The sequence below is a fragment of the Pseudomonas sp. 2FE genome, assembly GCF_005503735.1.
Classification (GTDB): domain Bacteria; phylum Pseudomonadota; class Gammaproteobacteria; order Pseudomonadales; family Pseudomonadaceae; genus Aquipseudomonas.
In genome coordinates this window covers 168,347-185,422 of sequence record NZ_SCMO01000003.1, presented here as the reverse complement: position 1 = coordinate 185,422, position 17,076 = coordinate 168,347, and the positions used below count along the sequence as shown (strand labels likewise).

General features: G+C 62.8%; 13 protein-coding genes. 9 read left to right on the top strand and 4 right to left on the bottom strand.

The features are described 5' to 3' along the window. From ompR to FFS12_RS08175, 3 genes are all read left to right on the top strand, one after another. Window positions 1-732: a two-component system response regulator OmpR gene (gene ompR / locus FFS12_RS08185; protein WP_137886394.1), complete on the top strand. Its 732-nt coding sequence runs from the start codon at window positions 1-3 to the stop codon at window positions 730-732. Window positions 733-875: 143 nt separating this feature from the next. Beyond that, window positions 876-2,189 carry an ATP-binding protein gene (locus tag FFS12_RS08180; protein WP_137886393.1) on the top strand — a complete coding sequence of 438 codons (1,314 nt, stop codon included), beginning with the start codon at window positions 876-878 and terminating at the stop codon, window positions 2,187-2,189. 218 nt (window positions 2,190-2,407) lie between these two features. Then, window positions 2,408-6,169, top strand: a complete 3,762-nt coding sequence (locus tag FFS12_RS08175; RefSeq protein WP_137886392.1) for an EAL domain-containing protein — start codon at window positions 2,408-2,410, stop codon at window positions 6,167-6,169. Between the two features lie 78 nt (window positions 6,170-6,247). Here FFS12_RS08175 and rimK read toward each other — a convergent pair whose 3' ends face one another. Beyond that, the gene (rimK, locus tag FFS12_RS08170) at window positions 6,248-7,153 is read right to left on the bottom strand and encodes a 30S ribosomal protein S6--L-glutamate ligase (RefSeq protein WP_137818961.1); all 906 of its coding nucleotides are present in this window, start codon (window positions 7,151-7,153) and stop codon (window positions 6,248-6,250) included. Beyond that, on the bottom strand, window positions 7,150-7,566 hold the full coding sequence (locus FFS12_RS08165; RefSeq protein WP_372239455.1) for an ATP-dependent zinc protease: 417 nt from the start codon (window positions 7,564-7,566) through the stop codon (window positions 7,150-7,152). The genes rimK and FFS12_RS08165 overlap by 4 nt, the downstream gene beginning before the upstream one ends. Before the next feature lie 360 nt (window positions 7,567-7,926). Between FFS12_RS08165 and FFS12_RS08160 the strand changes: the two genes are divergently transcribed. The 4 genes from FFS12_RS08160 to FFS12_RS08145 all read left to right on the top strand — a co-directional run bounded on the left by FFS12_RS08160 (window position 7,927) and on the right by FFS12_RS08145 (window position 13,351). Next, window positions 7,927-8,325, top strand: coding sequence for an RNA-binding S4 domain-containing protein (locus FFS12_RS08160; RefSeq protein WP_137886390.1), 399 nt, complete (start codon window positions 7,927-7,929; stop codon window positions 8,323-8,325). A gap of 94 nt (window positions 8,326-8,419) precedes the next feature. Next, entirely contained in the window at window positions 8,420-9,307 is an 888-nt protein-coding gene (hslO, locus tag FFS12_RS08155) for an Hsp33 family molecular chaperone HslO (protein WP_137886389.1), read from the top strand. Window positions 9,308-9,764: 457 nt separating this feature from the next. Then, entirely contained in the window at window positions 9,765-11,309 is a 1,545-nt protein-coding gene (locus FFS12_RS08150) for a phosphoenolpyruvate carboxykinase (protein WP_137886388.1), read from the top strand. A 968-nt stretch (window positions 11,310-12,277) separates the two neighbouring features. Next, the gene (locus FFS12_RS08145; protein ID WP_137886387.1) at window positions 12,278-13,351 is read left to right on the top strand and encodes an IS630 family transposase; all 1,074 of its coding nucleotides are present in this window, start codon (window positions 12,278-12,280) and stop codon (window positions 13,349-13,351) included. A gap of 73 nt (window positions 13,352-13,424) precedes the next feature. Here FFS12_RS08145 and FFS12_RS08140 read toward each other — a convergent pair whose 3' ends face one another. Both FFS12_RS08140 and FFS12_RS08135 read right to left on the bottom strand, forming a co-directional pair. Then, a complete protein-coding gene (locus FFS12_RS08140) occupies window positions 13,425-14,258 on the bottom strand; it encodes a hypothetical protein (RefSeq protein WP_137886386.1) in 834 nt (277 codons plus the stop codon). A 223-nt stretch (window positions 14,259-14,481) separates the two neighbouring features. Then, the gene (locus tag FFS12_RS08135) at window positions 14,482-15,393 is read right to left on the bottom strand and encodes a LysR substrate-binding domain-containing protein (protein WP_137886385.1); all 912 of its coding nucleotides are present in this window, start codon (window positions 15,391-15,393) and stop codon (window positions 14,482-14,484) included. Window positions 15,394-15,503: 110 nt separating this feature from the next. Here FFS12_RS08135 and FFS12_RS08130 point away from each other — a divergent pair, with 110 nt between their 5' ends. Both FFS12_RS08130 and FFS12_RS20435 read left to right on the top strand, forming a co-directional pair. Continuing rightward, window positions 15,504-16,745, top strand: a complete 1,242-nt coding sequence (locus tag FFS12_RS08130; protein ID WP_137886384.1) for a 3-hydroxyacyl-CoA dehydrogenase — start codon at window positions 15,504-15,506, stop codon at window positions 16,743-16,745. Then, window positions 16,742-16,936, top strand: a complete 195-nt coding sequence (locus tag FFS12_RS20435; RefSeq protein ID WP_137886383.1) for an acyl-CoA dehydrogenase N-terminal domain-containing protein — start codon at window positions 16,742-16,744, stop codon at window positions 16,934-16,936. Before FFS12_RS08130 ends, FFS12_RS20435 begins: the two co-directional genes overlap by 4 nt. The last annotated feature ends 140 nt before the right edge of the window (window positions 16,937-17,076 follow it).

Here is a 17,076-nt window from a genome sequence, read left to right as displayed (position 1 = left end):
ATGAGCAACACGGCCACGGTTGAAGGCGAAAAAATCCTCATCGTCGATGACGATCCCGGTCTACGGCGCTTGTTAGAGCGCTTTCTCGACGAGCAAGGCTACCGCGTACGGACGGTGGAAAACGTCGAGCAGATGGACCGTCTGCTGGCCCGCGAGTTGTTCCAGTTGGTGGTGCTCGACCTGATGCTGCCGGGTGAGGACGGCCTGTCGGCCTGCCGGCGCCTGCGTGAGTCGAACAATCAGGTACCGATCATCATGCTCACCGCCAAAGGCGATGAAAGCAGCCGGATCCAGGGCCTGGAACAGGGCGCCGACGATTACCTGGCCAAACCCTTCAACCCGCGCGAGCTGCTGGCGCGGATCAGGGCGGTGTTGCGCCGGCAGACCGCGCCGGTGCCGGGCGCGCCGGGCAGCGAGGACGAAACGGTCAGCTTTGGCGACTATGAGTTGTTCCTCGCCACCCGCGAGCTGAAGCGTGGCGACCAGCTGCACATGCTCACCACCGGGGAGTTCGCCGTGCTCAAGGCGCTGGTGCAGCACGCCCGTGAGCCGCTGACCCGCGACAAGTTGATGAACCTGGCGCGGGGCCGCGAGTGGGACGCGCTGGAGCGCTCCATCGACGTGCAGATCTCGCGGTTGCGCCGGTTGATCGAGCCGGACCCGTCGAAGCCGCGCTATATCCAGACGGTCTGGGGTGTCGGTTATGTGTTTGTCCCGGATGGTAATAAATGAGTCGTAGGGTGGGTTAGGCCAGAGGCCGTAACCCACCAACCGCCCCGTCGGGGCGGCCACGCGATGCCTGGCGGCATCAACGGTGGGTTACGCCGCTAGCGCGGCTAACCCACCCTACGTATGACCTGTGCAGATGTTGCCCGATGAAAACCCCGCTGTGGTTCCCGCAAAGCTTCTTCGCCCGCACGCTCTGGCTGGTGCTGGGGGTGGTGCTGTTCTCCAAGGCGCTGACCCTGGTTTATCTGATGATGAACGAGGACGTGCTGGTCGACCGCCAATACAGCCACGGCGCGGCGCTGACCCTGCGCGCCTACTGGGCGACCGACGCGGTGTCGCGCCCGCTGGTCGCCAAGGCCGCCGGTCTGCGCTGGACGCCGGACGCCGCGGCGCCGCCGGGTGAGCAGCACTGGCCCTACACCGGGATCTTCCAGCGGCAGATGCGCATGGAACTGGGCCCGGATACCGAAGTGCGCCTGCGCGTGCATCAACCTTCCGCGCTGTGGGTGCGGGCACCTAACCTCGGTGACGGTTGGGTCGAGGTGCCGCTGTACCCGCATCCGTTGCGCGGGCAGAAGATCTGGAGCGTGCTCGGTTGGTTCCTGGCCATTGGCCTGTTGTCGACGGCGGCCGCCTGGATCTTCGTGCGCCAGCTCAATCAGCCGCTCAAACAACTGGTGTTCGCGGCCCGCCAACTCGGCCAGGGGCGCAGCGTGCGCCTGCCGAGCAGCGACACGCCGAGCGAGATGACCGAGGTGTATCGCGCTTTTAACCAGATGGCCGAGGGCGTCGAGCAAGCCGCCCGCGAACGTGAGTTGATGCTCGCCGGGGTTTCCCATGATCTGCGTACGCCGCTGACCCGCCTGCGCTTGGCGCTGGAGCTGCTGAACAGCGACGCCGAGCTGGTCGAAGATATGGTGCGCGACATCGAGGACATGGACGCGATCCTCGATCAGTTCCTCGCCTTTATCCGCGACGGTCGTGATGAGCGGCTGGAAGAGGTGGAACTCGCCGAGTTGGTGCGCGAGGTCGTGGCACCCTTCAATCATGACCGGGAGCGGGTGCGCCTGTGCCTCGAACCGGTGCCGCCCTTCCCGCTGCGCCGGGTGTCGATCAAGCGCCTGCTGAACAACCTGATCGAGAATGCCTTGCACCACGGCGGCAATGCCGTGGAAGTGGCGGCTTACGTGTCCGGGGATCAGGGCGCGCCCTATGTGGTGCTCAGCGTGCTGGATCGTGGCCATGGGATCGATCCGGCGGAGCTGGACGATATCTTCAATCCCTTCATTCGCGGCGACCGCGCACGCGGCGGTAAGGGCACCGGCCTCGGCCTGGCGATTGTCAAACGCATCGCCGCCCAGCACGGCGGCAGCGTCGAGTTGCGCAACCGTTCGGGTGGCGGGCTGGAAGCGCGGCTGTGCTTGCCGTTGGGGCTGTTGTTGCCGCGCGACGCGGCTTGATTGGCTGAGGGGGGGCTGATGTAGGCTGGGTAGAGCCGTTTTCCGGCGAAACCCAGCAAAGGGTCTAGCTGGGTTTCACTGCGTTCTACCCAGCCTACGGGTTTGCGCATTTCCAATGCTCCCCCTGCAACAGCTGACTCGGATAAAGCCATTTAATCTGCGCAACGGGCGCAGCAGTGCTGATCTATGCTACTTCAGCGTATTGGCACGAGGTCAGCATGCTCGCCAAATTCAAGGGCCTACCCACATGGACCTGGTGGCTACCGCTGCCGCTGCTCCATCTGGCGACCTGGTTATCGCTCTCCACCCAGTTCAGTGAGGGGATGGCGCCCTGGTATCTGCCGTTTGCTCTGGGCCTGGTGTTCACCTTCTGGTGGGGGCCGCGGGTACTGCCGGCGCTTTACCTGAATGCCTGGCTGAGCACGCCGCTGTGGGCTCTGGACTGGCACTGGGGTCCGCTGTACGCGCTACCAGAAACCCTTTGCATTGGCCTGGCGTGGTTGCTGCTGCGGCGCCGCGACTTCGATGTGGCGCTCCCCGATCTCGGCCATTTATTGCGCTTTATGCTGCTGGGCGTGCTGGTGCCGGTGACCCTCCTGGCCATCACTGGGCAAGGCGCGCTGTTGCTGACGGGGCACGTGACGGCGGCCAACTGGGCGGTCGCCAGCTTGAGCCTGTGGCTGGCCTACGGCTTGAGCACGCTGGTGATCGCCACGCCTTTGCTGACCTATGCCACCCTGTTGTTGCGCCGCCGGGGCTGGGTGCTGTCGCCGCCGGGCAGCAGTGCGCCGCCGTTGGCCGAACCGCTGCGGCGCTTACCGCCGTGGCCGCTGTTAGTGGCGCTGTTGTTTGGCCTGCCCTGGCTGCTGGGTGTGTTGCCACTGCCCCTGACCTTGCCGTTGCTGGGCCTGGCCATGCTCAGCCTGGCGATGCTCTGGGGCTTTCCGGGCGCGCTCTGCGGCGCGGCGCTGAGCGGTCTGATGATTCTCGCGTTGCCGCTGGCGTACGGTTATATCGAGGTGCCCGAGTCGTCCGCCCCTCGGCTCAGAGAGCTGCACCTAAGCGTGCTGCTGTTGATGTTCGCCACCTTGCTGGTTGGCCGCAGCCTGAGTGACCTGCGTCTGGCGCTCAGCCGCAGCGCGCAGATGCAGCAGCAACTGGCGCTGGCCAACCTGGCACTGCAGGCCAGCCCGCTCGGCATCAGCATCGCCGATGCGCGTCAGGCCGATCTGCCGCTGATCTACTGCAATCCGGTGTTTGAGCGCATGAGCGGTTATTCCCGCGAGGAGATTCTCGGGCGCAATAGCCGTTTCCTGCAGAATGACGACCGTAACCAAGCCGAGCTGCAGCGCATGCGCGTGGCCTTGCAGCGCGGCGAGTCGTGCCAGGTGGTGCTGCGGAACTACCGCAAGAATGGCAGCCAGTTTTGGAACGAGGTCACCCTGGCGCCGATGTGTGATGAGCAAGGCATCAGCCATTACGTCGCCCTGCAAAACGATGTCAGCGCCCGTGAGCGGCTGGCGGTGGAGCTGGCGACGCGGCGCGAGGAGTTGTTGCGCCAAGCGCATTTGCTCTCGCAAACCGAGGCCATCGCCGATATCGGCGGCTGGGTGCTGGAGGTGCCGAGTTTCACCATGTTCTGGAGTGAGGGCAGCTTTCGCATCTATGAGCTCGACCCGTCCGGGGCGCCGCCGACGCTCAAGCAGACCCTGGGTTATTTCGATGAAGAGAGCGTCGCCCTGATGCAGAAGACCCTGGCCGAGGTGCTGGAGTTCGCTGAACCGTTCGACATCGAGGTGCGCTCGCTCACCGCCCGAGGCAACAACCGCTGGCTGCGGATCAAGGGGCTGGCCGAGCGGGATGACGGGCGGGTCATCCGCATCTATGGCGCGATCCAGGATCTCACCGCCCGTAAGCGCGCCGAGCAGCAGTTGCGCGAGCGCGATGAGTGGCTGCGGCTGTTCTTTGAAGCGCCGCTGATCGGCATGGCCATGATCAGTCCGCAGCGCGGGTGGCTGGAGGTCAACGCCAAGCTTTGCCAAGTACTCGGGCGCAGCCGCGAGGAGCTGCGCTCCGGTTCTTGGGTGGCGATTACCCATCCGTACGATTTAGCGGTGGAGGCGCCGTTGTTCGAGGCGGTCAGAGCCGGCCGCCGCGATGATTACGAGCTGGATAAGCGCTTTCTGCGGGCAGACGGTAGCGTCATCTATACCCGTATCAGCCTGCGGGCGGTGCGTGATGCGCAAGGGCGTCTGGAGGCCTGCCTGGCCCTGATCGAGGACATCACCGCGCGCCATGAGGCGGAGGCGCGCTACCGCGCGTTGGTCGAGCACGCCCCGGAAGCCATAGTGTTGTTCACCGCCGAGGGCGGCATGCTGGATGCCAATGAAAACGCCGCGCGGCTGTTCAAGCTCAATCGCACCGAGTTGCTCGGCAAGAGCACGATCGAGCTGAGCCCGCTGCGTCAGGCGGATGGCCGGACCTCGGCGCAGGCCGGCAACGAATACATAGTGGCGGCGCTGGACGGGGCGACCCCGGTCTTCGAGTGGCTGCACCGCGACAGCGCCGGGCGCCTGCTGCCCTGTGAGGTGCGGCTAGTCCGTCTGCCGGGCGAGCAGCAGCTGATTCGCGGCAGCATCACCGATATCTCCGAGCGCCAGCGCTATCAGCGCGAGATCGAGCGGCTGGCCTACAGTGACGACTTGACCGGCCTACCCAATCGCCGCCTGCTGCTCGACCGTCTGCAGCATGCGATGACCCGCGAGTTGCGCGACGGCTGTTTCGGCGCGCTGCTGTTTATCGACCTGGATCACTTCAAAACGGTCAACGACAGCCTCGGCCATCCGGTTGGCGATGCCCTGTTGCGTGCAGTCACCGCGCGCTTGGCCGGTTGTCTGCGGGCGGAAGATACCTTGGCCCGGCTCGGTGGCGATGAATTCGTCGTGCTCCTCGAAGCCCTTGGCGATAGCCCGGAAGTGGCCGGCGAGCATGCTGCGGAGGTCGGCGAGAAACTGCTGCAGAGCCTGCTCGGCAGTTACCAGCTCGACGGCCATGAGCTGTCGGTCAGCGCCAGTATGGGCATCGCCTTGCATCCGTTCGGCGCGCAGGGCGCCGCGGACGTGCTGAAGCAGGCGGATACGGCGATGTACCGGGCCAAGCAGGGCGGCCGCAACGCCCTGCATTTCTTTGCTCCGGCCATGCAGGCGGTGATCGATCAACGCCTGCAGCTGCAAAACGAGCTGCGCCAGGCCATCGCCCGTGGCCAGCTGCACTTGATGTTTCAGCCGCAGCTGGCACTGGCCAACGGTCGGGTGGCCGGCGCCGAGGTGTTGCTGCGTTGGACGCACCCAGAGCGCGGCGAGATCTCACCCGAGCAGTTCATTCCGCTGGCGGAAGAAACCGGCCTGATTCAGGACCTCGGCGTCTGGGTGCTGGAGCAGGCCTGCGCGGCACTGGGGCGCTGGCATTGGCGCTGGCCACAGCTGATGCTGGCGGTCAATCTCAGCCCCTATGAGTTGCGTCAGTTCGATCTGGTGCGGCGGGTCAGTGCCTGCCTGCAACGTCACGGGCTGCCGGCCAGCGTGCTGGAGCTGGAAATCACCGAAGGGGTGCTGTTGGAGGACGTCGATCAATGTATCGCCGCCATGCAGGCGCTGAAGCGGCTGGGGGTGCGCTTCGCGCTTGACGATTTCGGCACCGGCTATTCCTCGTTGACCTATCTCAAACGTTTGCCGCTGGACCGCTTGAAGATCGACCGCAGCTTTATCAAGGATCTGGAAGTCGAGGCCAGTGGGCTGATGCTGGTCGAGACCATCCTGGTGATCGCCCGTAACCTCGGTCTGGAATGTGTCGCCGAAGGGATCGAAAACCAGGCGCAGTTCGATAGTCTGCGCGCACATGGCTGCTCGCTGGGCCAGGGTTACTACTTCAGTCCGCCACTCGGCGAAGCGGCGTTTCTCCGGTGGCTGGCCGAGCGTTGAAGGCGGGCCCGCAGTATTCGTAGGCTGGGTTTCGCCCGGCTCTACCCAGCCTACGGTCTGTTCGTGCTTGGCTGCGCCTCAGCCCTTGCCTTTGGTGCGGGTCAGGTGTGGGCCGCCGTTGGTTTCCAGGTACTGGATGATCATGCTGGCAACATCCTTACAGGTGGTGACTTCGATGCCTTCCAGCCCCGGCGAGGAGTTCACCTCCATGACCAGCGGGCCGTGGTTGGAGCGCAGGATATCGACGCCGGCCACGCTCAGGCCCATGACCTTGGCCGCGCGAATGGCGGTCATGCGTTCTTCCGGGGTGATTTTGATCAGGCTGGCGGTGCCGCCGCGGTGCAGGTTGGAGCGGAACTCGCCGGCCTTGGCCTGACGCTTCATGGCGGCGATCACCTTGCCGCCGACCACGAAGCAGCGGATATCCGCGCCGCCGGCTTCCTTGATGTACTCCTGCACCATGATGTCCTGCTTCAGGCCCATAAAGGCCTCGATCACCGACTCGGCCGCCGTCGACGTTTCGCACAGCACCACGCCGATGCCCTGGGTGCCCTCCAGCACCTTGATCACCAGCGGCGCGCCGTTGACCATCTGGATCAGGTCGGCGATATCGTCCGGCGAGTGGGCGAAGCCGGTCACCGGCAGGCCGATGCCGCGCCGCGACAGCAGTTGTAGCGAGCGCAGCTTGTCCCGCGAGCGGGCGATGGCCACCGACTCGTTGAGCGGGAACACGCCCATCATCTCGAACTGGCGCAATACCGCGCAGCCATAGAAGGTGACCGAGGCGCCGATCCGCGGGATCACCGCGTCGAAGCCTTCCAGCGGTTTGCCGCGGTAATGGATCTGTGGCTTGTGACTGGCGATGTTCATATAGGCGCGCAGGGTGTCGATCACCACCATCTCATGGCCACGCTGCTCGCCAGCTTCGACCAAACGACGGGTGGAATACAGACGCGGGTTACGCGACAGCACGGCGATCTTCATGCGACACCTGTGACGGAAGAGGAAAAGGCCGGGAACGCCGGCTTATCTTGGATATAGGAAAGCGCCGGGTTGACCACCAACTGGCCGTCAACCAAGGCATTGGAGCCGAGCAACAAGCGATAGCGCATGGCTTTGCGGCAGGCCAGGGTGAATTCGACCGGCCACACCCGATCACCCAGCGCCAGGCTGGTGCGGATCACATAACGGCTCTGGGTCTGACCGTTGGAACTTTTGATCGTTTTCACCGCCACCAGTGGCGCCTCGCAGCGGCGGTGGCGCAGCTGTACCAGGGTGCCGAGGTGGGCGGTAAAGCGTACCCAGCTGTCGCCATTGCGCTCGAACGGCACTATCTCGGTGGCATGCAGAGTAGAAGTGCTGGCGCCGGTATCGATCTTCGCCCGCAAGCCCGCCACCCCGAGATCGGGCAGAGCGATCCATTCGCGCAGGCCAATTACACTGAGTTGGTCAAAGGTCTTCAAATGCGGCTTTCCGAAAGGCGTGTCGGCATTTTAGTGTGCTGTCTGAAAAATAACTGCCCAATTTTGCCGGCGTCTTTTGCCGCCATACCGCGTTGCAGCTCCTCACCATAGCTGGGCTATGACTCGTCGCGGCGCCTTGTCTGGCAACAAAATCCACTCGCCAATTCTTGAGCGTATTTCCCAGACAGCACACTAGCCGGGCCGTATGACAACCGCATCTGCCGATGATTGGTTAGAGTGCGCCGATCGCGCGACCGCCAGTAAGCGCAGCCTACAGAAGCCAAGAGGACACCGATGAACGAAAAAGATGACGACAAGGTACGCCTGGACAAGTGGCTCTGGGCCGCGCGTTTCTATAAGACCCGCGCCTTGGCTAAGGCGGCTATCGAGGGCGGCAAGGTGCATTGCCGTGGCGAGCGCTGTAAGCCGAGTAAGGAGCCGCGGATCGGTGATGAATTGCTGATTCGCAGCGGTTTCGATGAGCGCACGGTGGTCGTGCAGGCGCTGTCGGCGGTGCGCCGTGGCGCGCCCGAGGCGCAGGCGCTGTATGCGGAAACGGCCGAGAGCATCGTCCGCCGTGAACACGCCGCCCAGCAGCGCAAGGCCGGCGCCCTTGGTGTGGAAACCGATGGTCGGCCGAGCAAGAAGCAGCGCCGCCAACTCCACCAGTTTCGTGGCCATCAGGATCAATAGAGGCTGCCAGCCGAGTCGATAGATAAGAGGCGCTTGGTCGGCTGTGGGTTTGCGCCTAAAATCGCCAACCCTGGCCACACTCAGCGAATTTGGCATGTCTGACTTTTCCCAACGTTTCCTCTTCGACGACAGCGATGTGCGCGGTGAGCTGGTCGCCCTCGGCGAGAGCTACACCCATGTGCTGGCCAAACACCCTTATCCCGAACCGGTCGCGCAGTTGCTCGGTGAAATGCTGGCGGCGGCGGCGCTTTTGGTTGGCACCTTGAAGTTCGAGGGCTTGCTGATCTTGCAGGCGCGCTCCTCCGGTGCGGTACCCTTGCTGATGGTCGAATGCTCCAGCGAGCGCGAACTGCGTGGCATCGCCCGCTACCACGGCCATCAGGTGGCGGCCGACGCCGGTCTGCGCGAACTGATGCCCGAAGGCATGCTGACCTTGACCGTCGACCCGCGTAACGGGCAGCGTTACCAGGGCATTGTGGCGCTCGATGGGATCAACCTGTCCGCTTGCTTATCCGACTACTTTGCTTCTTCGGAGCAGTTGCCGACGCGCTTCTGGCTGAATGCCGATGGTCGGCGCGCCCGCGGTATGTTGCTGCAGCAGTTGCCGGCCGAGCGGATTAAAGACGCGGAGGCGCGCGCCGCCAGCTGGCAGCATGTGACTGTCCTGGCCGATACCTTGAGCGCCGAAGAACAGCTCGGGTTGGACAATGAAACCTTGCTGCACCGCCTCTATCACGAAGAAGCGCTACGCTTGTTCGACCCGCAGGCGCTGAAGTTTCGTTGCAGTTGCTCGCGTGACCGCTCGGCCAACGCCCTGGTTAGCCTCGGTCAGCAGGATGCCGAGCAACTGCTGCGCGAACACGACGGCACCGTGGTGATCGACTGCCAGTTTTGCAATCAGCGTTATTCATTTGATGCTGCCGACGTCGCGCAATTGTTCGCCGGTGGCGGCGTGCAGACGCCGTCCGATACCCGGCACTAGAACCTGTTCAAGATCTAGTCGAGCGCCGGTCAGGGCCGCACCCGTTCCCTACGGGTAGCGGCATTCCCCACATCCATGTGGGTCACAAGGCGCAACGCAGCGAAGCGGAGTAACAGCCGAAGGCTGGCCCGCAGGGCGAGCGTAGCGAGTCAAGCGGGCGAAAAAGCGCACGACTGCATGGATACAGGAGTTAGAGCGAAGCAGGATGCCCGAGCCGAGTTTACGCGTGGTAAATGAGCATTTTGAGTTCGTTTTCAACGCAGCATGTGCAAACGCAGGCAGATATTGTGCCGGCTCTAAGCGCGGGCGGGCGCTAACCGCCCAGTGATCTGATCAGAGGCTGCACTCGGCTTGTGCTTTTCTGGCATAATCCGGCGCACTTTTTTCGATGTAGTAGTGCTTTCGCTTTTACTACAAAACGTTTGGAGGCTCGGCCCTAGGCCGACGGGGACCCCACATGACGCAAGCCAACACCGCCGTGTACACCGACATTAGCGCCGCACAATTGGTCGAAGAGGCCATCCGTCGTGGTGAAGGCGAACTTGCCGCCAACGGCTCGCTGGTCGTTCGTACCGGCCACCGTACCGGCCGCTCGCCAGTTGACCGTTTCATCGTCGAAGAGCCGAGCACTCAAGCGGCCATCGCCTGGGGCCCGATCAACCGCAAGTTCCCGGCCGACAAGTTCGCTGCCCTGTGGGAGCGCGTCGAAGCCTTCATCGGCGAGCGTGAGCGTTTCGTTTCCCACGTCCATGTAGGCGCCGATTCCGAGCACTACCTGGCGGTCAAGATGACCACCGGCACCGCTTGGCACAACCTGTTCGGCCGTTGCCTGTTCATCAACCCGCAGCAGTACAACCCGAGCGCCAAGCAAGAATGGCAGATCCTCAATGTGCCGGATTTCGAGTGCGTGCCCGAGCGTGACGGCACCAACTCCGACGGTTGCGTGATCCTCAACTTCGCCGCCAAGAAAGTGCTGATCGCCGGCATGCGCTACGCCGGTGAAATGAAGAAAGCCATGTTCTCGGTGCAGAACTTCCTGCTGCCGGCCGTCGACGTACTGCCGATGCACTGCGCCGCCAACATCGGCGAAGAAGGCGACGTCACGCTGTTCTTCGGCCTGTCCGGCACCGGCAAAACCACCCTGTCGGCGGACGAAAGCCGTTACCTGATCGGCGACGACGAACACGGCTGGGGTGTTGGCAGCGTGTTCAACATCGAAGGCGGCTGCTACGCCAAGTGCATCGACCTGTCCGAGAAGAACGAGCCGGTGATCTGGAAAGCCATCCAGTTCGGCGCGGTGCTGGAAAACGTCGTGCTCGACCCGGTTACCCGTCTGCCCAACTACGCCGACGACAGCCTGACCCAGAACAGCCGTGCGGCTTACCCGATCGAACTGGTCGACAAGCGTTCCGAGAAGAACCTCGGCGGTGAGCCGAATGCAGTGATCTTCTTGACCTGCGACCTGACTGGCGTACTGCCGCCGGTGTCGATCCTCAGCGAAGAGCAAGCGGCTTACCACTTCCTGTCCGGCTACACCGCGCTGGTCGGCTCCACCGAAATGGGTTCCGGCGGCGGCATCAAGTCGACCTTCTCCACCTGCTTCGGCGCACCCTTCTTCCCGCGCCCGGCTGGCGAATACGCGGAGCTGCTGATCAAGCGCATCAAGGGCTTCGGCTCCAAGGTGTACCTGGTCAACACCGGCTGGACCGGCGGTGGCTACGGCGTCGGCAAGCGCTTCAACATCCCGACTACCCGTGGCGTGATCGCGGCGATTCAGAGCGGCGCGCTGATCGGTACCGAGACCGAGCACCTGCCGATCATCAACCTGAGCGTGCCGAAATCGGTGCCGGGCGTTGAAACCAACCTGCTCAACCCGCGCACCACCTGGGCTGACCAGAACGCCTACGACGAAGCGGCCAAGGGCCTGGCGCAACAGTTCATCGAAAACTTCAAGAAGTTCGAGGTGTCTGACGCCATCAAGAGCGCCGGTCCGCAGCTGTAAGGCGCACCCCGCTCGTGAAAAAGCCGCCTATTGGCGGCTTTTTTGTGGATCACTCATGGGTAGAGGGCGCCTTATTGGGAAGGCATCAAGCCTGCTGCGTCCGTGGTTCGGGCCGAGGAGGCTGCTGGTTGTCACCATGAACCGTCACGGCCTAAGCCGGTTGGCGCAGTGTAACGGGCGCCTGATCAAACTTGCTGGCCGCCTGGTTGGTTTCCAGGGTGCGGCGTAGGTTTCGCCATGCTGTCCAGTTCGAGCGGGTCTTTGTCAGCTCTGTGGCTGTCCTGACTTACGGCCAGGTGGGTGTTCAACTGGTTTCGCTCAGTGCGTCTGCCTATACGCTGCTGCGGCTTCACGCGCGCTCTGCGCGTTGTGCTGTGTCTCTACAAACTGTTGGCCGGCATCCACGGCTTGGTTGATCGGCTCCATGATTACACGTACATCCGGTGCTTTAGCGGCTTCGCCAGCGCGCAGGACGACGCGGGTGCTGGTTGATAGGTTGGTTGTGCCACTAATCATCATTGGATGGAATCCTCCCTGCGGTAAACGCTGACCTTAGTGTAACTCTCGAGAACCAGTGAGCTTAGTGAGATTGGCGATAAGGTATTTGCCACTAGGACTAAGCCCGAATAACGGCCCAGTTTTCGCCGCTGCGATGCCCGCGTTGCCGCTGTTTACCATGCTCAAGGCCCGCGGCATTCCGGGCTTCGCGGCGCTTGGAGCCTATCCCTACGCCAAGATTAGTCGCTGGGCTCAACAGCAAATAGCCGCTCTATAACACCCCACCCAAAACCCCGCCCGCCTCCCGCCGCCATCTATATCATTCTTCGCAATTTCTAGCACTAGATGGGCCTGCAACCAAAAAAGGACAGACCACGATTTTTGACAGGCACTAGTGTGCTGTTCGCGAAATAAATTTCTCCATGCTTGCACTACACTTCAGGTGCCATTCCTACCTTGGAGAGTTCCTGGTGAGCGCTCTGGATATTACGCTTAGCCCCGAAGAATTTGCCGAACTGAGCCGTCGCGTACGTTCCGCCACCATCAGTCAGCGGGATGGTCGTCGAGCCCGCGTCATCTTGCTAGCAGCGCAAGGATCAACGCGAGAAGAAATCGTACGATTGACTGGTTTCTCTCGCCCTACGGTCACCGACTGGTGCCAGCGTTTTCAGGCGCTCAGATTGGAAGGCCTGCTCGACAAGCCTGGCCGTGGACGCAAATCCCCTCTGCCTGCCGACACGATCCGCCGCGTGCTCGAACAGGTCACTCAACCTCGTATCGGCGAGCCCCGTTGGAGCTGCCGAAGCATGGCCCGTGCCGCCGGCATATCAGCGACCACCGTGCATAAGCTGTGGGCGGCCAATGACTTGAAGCCTCATCTGACACGTACCTTCAAACTGTCAAACGACCAGCAGTTCGAGGAAAAATTCTGGGATGTCATTGGCCTGTATCTGGCCCCGCCAGACAAGGCGTTGGTGCTCTGCTGCGACGAGAAAAGTCAGGTGCAAGCCTTGGAACGCACACAGCCTGGGCTGCCTCTGGGAATCGGTCATATCCAAACAAAATCCCATGATTACACTCGCCACGGCACGGTCACGCTGTTCGCAGCACTGGATTATCTCCAGGGCAAACTGATCAGTAGCATCGAGCGCCAGCACCGCCATCAGGAGTGGTTGGCTTTCCTTAAGAAAATTGACAAGGAAACCCCCAAGCACCTCCAGTTGCATCTGATCGTGGATAACTATGCGACACACAAGCACGCAAAGGTGAAGGCTTGGCTGGCGAAACATCAGCGCTTCCATGTGCATTTCACACCGACCTCCAGCTCTTGGATGAACATGGTCGAGCGGTTTTTCAGGGACATTACCGTGTTCTTGCGCGACGGCAGCTTCGGCTCCGTACGTGAGTTGGAAAGCTCGATTACCACCTTCCTGGCATTACGGAACGCGCGACCGACCCGGTACGTTTGGAACGCGAAGGGCGAGGAAATTTTGAGCAAGATCCGGCGAGCACGCGAGGCGATGGAAATGCAGATGGAAGGGTAAGTTATTTAGAAAACAGCACACTAGGAAGATAGGCCGGTAGTGAATTTGGCGTCCATCTCCTATCACGGGCCCCTCACCCCATCGGACTAAACCCATTCGCCGCACTGCAATACCGCTCTTCCATCCGCTTACTTACATTCTTACGATCACTATCCCAACGCTGTTTCCAACGCCGACACTCATTCTTGAAATGCACCTTGGCCGCCTTGCGGCATTCGCGGTAGTCGATGGAACCACGGCGGTGGTTGCTGCATACGCTGGTGCTGTCGATGCGGTTGTCGAGGGAGTGCCATTCGGCCAGGAACTGGCCATTGCCGTCCCACTTACGAATCCAGGCTTGGCTGACTTCCTTCTCCGCGTTTTGCCGAGCGGGGGCGCTAGTGCGGGTGGCTTGGTCTGACTTGTATTGGGCCAAATACTGCGGCGAAACCATGCCTTGACTTGGCGCTGTCTGGCTGGCGCGCGGCAGTTCGCCATAGCGGCAATGCACCACGTTTTCGTCGATGACGTTGCCGGGCTTGATGCAGTCGGCGAGTGGCTGGCTTGCGGGTAGCGGAGCGCTGGTCAGTTGCTTGGGTGCGATGGGCTCGAAGTGCTGGGGAGTGCGGTAAGGGTCAGGTGCTTCGCTGGGCGTAATGGGCACTTGAGCGGCGGCGGGTGCAGCGGGGTTGAGCAGGCCGTGGGTTTTGCTGCTGATCAGTTGGTTGAGGCCGGAATGCTCAGCCAGCAGGTAGAAGCTGAAGCCGAATAGCGTGAGTGCGCCAAACACAGTGGCGAAGCGCCAAAAAGCGCTGCGTCGTGGCCGTTGCCGCTGGCGGAGCCAGGCTTGCACGCTGGGCGCGGCGTCATCCTGGTCGGCGCTCAGGCGGTCGCCTCGGCTGTTACGTTCCCAATCCTGGTGCTTCATGGCTTCCTTTCACCCATCCTTGGCGAGCCTGCGCTGGCGCATTCTCAGCAGACCCACAACTGTGCAGCCATTCGCATTCCGCCGGAGGTTAAACCGCTAAGCAACAGTTTGCCAGCATTCGGCGGGAGGTGACTTAGGACATTAGTTGGAGGCCTTTCCAGGCTGTGTGGATCAGGCGGGTTTGAGTTGGTGGCGGGTTCGCTTTCGCGGCCATGGGCCACTCCTACGGGTTTGGCGTTTGGCCGATGAGCATGATTTGTTCGATCAGCCATTGCAGCGCGGCATCGCGCTGCCGCTGGGCCAGGCTGACGATTTCCAGGTGGAAGGGGCCGAGGGTGAAGGGCAGGTCGTACAATTGCAGCGGCAGCAGCGCGGCGAAGTGGCGGGCCAGTTGGCTCGGCAATACGGCCGCCAGTTCGCTGCTGGCGACTATATGCGCGGCCTGCAGGTAGTTCGGCGTGGTGTAGAGAATCTCGCGGCTGAGGCCCTGTTCGCCGAGCCACTGGTCGACCATGCCGCGGGTCTGCCCGCCGTGCACCCAGAGGTGGCGCAGTTGCAGAAAGGTGTCGAGATCCAGGCTGCCGCCGAGTAGCTGCGGATGACTCTGCCGTAGCGCCAGTTGTAGGGTTTCGCTCATCCAGTGGCGGCGGGCGAAGCGCGCGGGCACTTCCTCGAAGCGCCCCAACACCAGATCCAGCTCGCCTTTATCCAGGGCCTCGGCGGGCAGGCTCGGGCTCAGGTCGCGGATATCGATGCGAATGCCCGGCGCCTGCTGGCTGAGCTGTTGGAGCAGGCGCGGCATGCAGATCAGCTCGACGTAATCGGTTACCGCGATGCTGAAGCGCTGACGGCTGCTGGCTGGCTCGAACACCTCGCCGGCGCTGAGGCTCTGCTCGATCTGCTGCAGCGCCGCGCGGATCGGTGCCTCCAGGGCCAGCGCCCGTGGGGTCGGTTGCATGGCGCGGCCGACGCGCACCAACAGGGGATCGTCGAGTAATAGCCGCAGGCGATTCAGGGCGTTGCTGACCGCCGGTTGGCTCAGCGCCAGGCGCTCGGCGGCGCGCGAGACGTTGCATTCGCGTAGCAGCGCATCGAGTACGCGCAGCAGGTTGAGGTCGAAGTTAGAGATATTCATTTGGCGAATGTCAAATATCACAAGACTAAATTTCAAAAATAGTAGCGTCTTGCTTATGGTGACTGGCGATTTTTTGCTCGCCTTTTTTATCGCCAGCCAGAGGGATATCCATGAGCCAGTCCGCTTTCACCATTCAGCAAGCCGCCGTGATCGGCGCCGGCACCATGGGCCGCGGCATCGTCATGAGCCTGGCCAACGCCGGCATTCAGGTGCTGTGGCTGGACAACAACCCGCAGATGCTGGAACAGGCGCTGAGCGTGGTCGCCGACACCTACGCCCATAGCGTGCGCCAGGGCCGCATCACGGAAGAACAGGCGGCCGCCCGGCGTGCCTGCGTCAGCCCGGTGGCCGACTATGCGGCGTTGAAGGGCGCCGATCTGGTGATCGAAGCGGTGTACGAGAACCTCGAACTCAAGCAGCAGATCTTCCGCACCCTGGACGCCACCCTGAAGGCCGGTGCGATCCTCGCCAGCAATACCTCGGCGCTGGATATCGACGCCATCGCCGCCGTTACCGCCCGTCCGCAGCAGGTGCTCGGCCTGCACTTCTTCAGCCCGGCGCACATCATGAAGCTGCTGGAAATCGTGCGTGGTGCCAAGACCGCGCCGGACGTGCTGGCGGCCACCCTGGAGCTGGGCCAGCGCATGGGCAAAGTCAGCGTGGTGGCGGGTAACTGCCATGGCTTTATCGGCAACCGCATGCTCCACACCTACGTGCGCCAGGCGCGGATGCTGCTGCTCGAAGGCGCCTACCCGCAGCAGGTGGATGCCGCGTTGCAGGGTTTCGGTTTCGCCATGGGGCCGTTCCGCATGTACGACGTGGTCGGCATCGACCTCGAATGGCGCGCCCGCGAATTGGCAGGCTTTGGCCAGGACGACCCGGCGGTGCAGGTGGACAACCGCCTCTGCGGCCTCGGCCGCTTCGGGCAGAAGTCGCGGCTGGGCTACTACCGCTACGCCGAAGGCAGCCGCCAGGCCGAGCACGACCCGGAAGTGGACGCGCTGGTGTTGCGGGTATCCGAACAGCTCGGCTTCCAGCGTCGCGAGATCGGCCCCGAGGAAATCCTCGAGCGCTGCCTGCTGGCGCTGGTGAACGAGGGCGCGAAAATCCTCGAAGAGAACATCGCCGCTAACGCTCACGACATCGACCTGGTCTACCTCAATGGCTACGGCTTCCCGGCCGAGAAGGGCGGGCCGATCAGCTGGGCCGACAGCCAGGGCGCCAGCGCCATGCTCGAGCGTCTGCGCGCCTTGCAGGCACGCTTCGGCGAGCATTGGCAGCCGGCCAAACTGATCGAACAACTGGCCGCCAGCGGCAAACGCTTTGCCGACGTGAAGGAGGGCCGGGCATGAGCTATCAAGCGCCCCTGCGCGATATGCGCTTCGTGTTGCACAAACTCTTCGACGTCAGTGCCCATTGCGAGCTGCACGGCGCGCCGTTCTACACTCGACGGATTCTGCCGCGGGTCAGCAGCCACCGCGAAGCCCTGCAAGGCGGCGCGGATTGCCTGATGGCGATGCCGGAGGCGCACTTCGCGTTTTGAGTCTTGCCCTCTCCCCAGCCCTCTCCCACAAGTGGGAGAGGGGGCTGATCGCGAAAGCCGCTGGGTAATACGCTCTGCTCCCCTCTCCCGTTTACGGGGCGAGGAGGCATGTTTTTAGAGCCGCACAGGCTCGTGTGCCG

Bases quoted from the DNA above. Each gene is read 5' to 3' on its own strand.
- FFS12_RS08135 (WP_137886385.1), bottom strand. From the start codon at position 15,393: ATGAATATCTCTAACTTCGACCTCAACCTGCTGCGCGTACTCGATGCG.
- FFS12_RS08160 (WP_137886390.1), top strand. From the start codon at position 7,927: ATGAACGAAAAAGATGACGACAAGGTACGCCTGGACAAGTGGCTCTGG.
- FFS12_RS08180 (WP_137886393.1), top strand. From the start codon at position 876: ATGAAAACCCCGCTGTGGTTCCCGCAAAGCTTCTTCGCCCGCACGCTC.
- FFS12_RS20435 (WP_137886383.1), top strand. From the start codon at position 16,742: ATGAGCTATCAAGCGCCCCTGCGCGATATGCGCTTCGTGTTGCACAAA.
- FFS12_RS08140 (WP_137886386.1), bottom strand. From the start codon at position 14,258: ATGAAGCACCAGGATTGGGAACGTAACAGCCGAGGCGACCGCCTGAGC.
- hslO (WP_137886389.1), top strand. From the start codon at position 8,420: ATGTCTGACTTTTCCCAACGTTTCCTCTTCGACGACAGCGATGTGCGC.
- FFS12_RS08175 (WP_137886392.1), top strand. From the start codon at position 2,408: ATGCTCGCCAAATTCAAGGGCCTACCCACATGGACCTGGTGGCTACCG.
- rimK (WP_137818961.1), bottom strand. From the start codon at position 7,153: ATGAAGATCGCCGTGCTGTCGCGTAACCCGCGTCTGTATTCCACCCGT.
- FFS12_RS08150 (WP_137886388.1), top strand. From the start codon at position 9,765: ATGACGCAAGCCAACACCGCCGTGTACACCGACATTAGCGCCGCACAA.
- ompR (WP_137886394.1), top strand. From the start codon at position 1: ATGAGCAACACGGCCACGGTTGAAGGCGAAAAAATCCTCATCGTCGAT.
- FFS12_RS08130 (WP_137886384.1), top strand. From the start codon at position 15,504: ATGAGCCAGTCCGCTTTCACCATTCAGCAAGCCGCCGTGATCGGCGCC.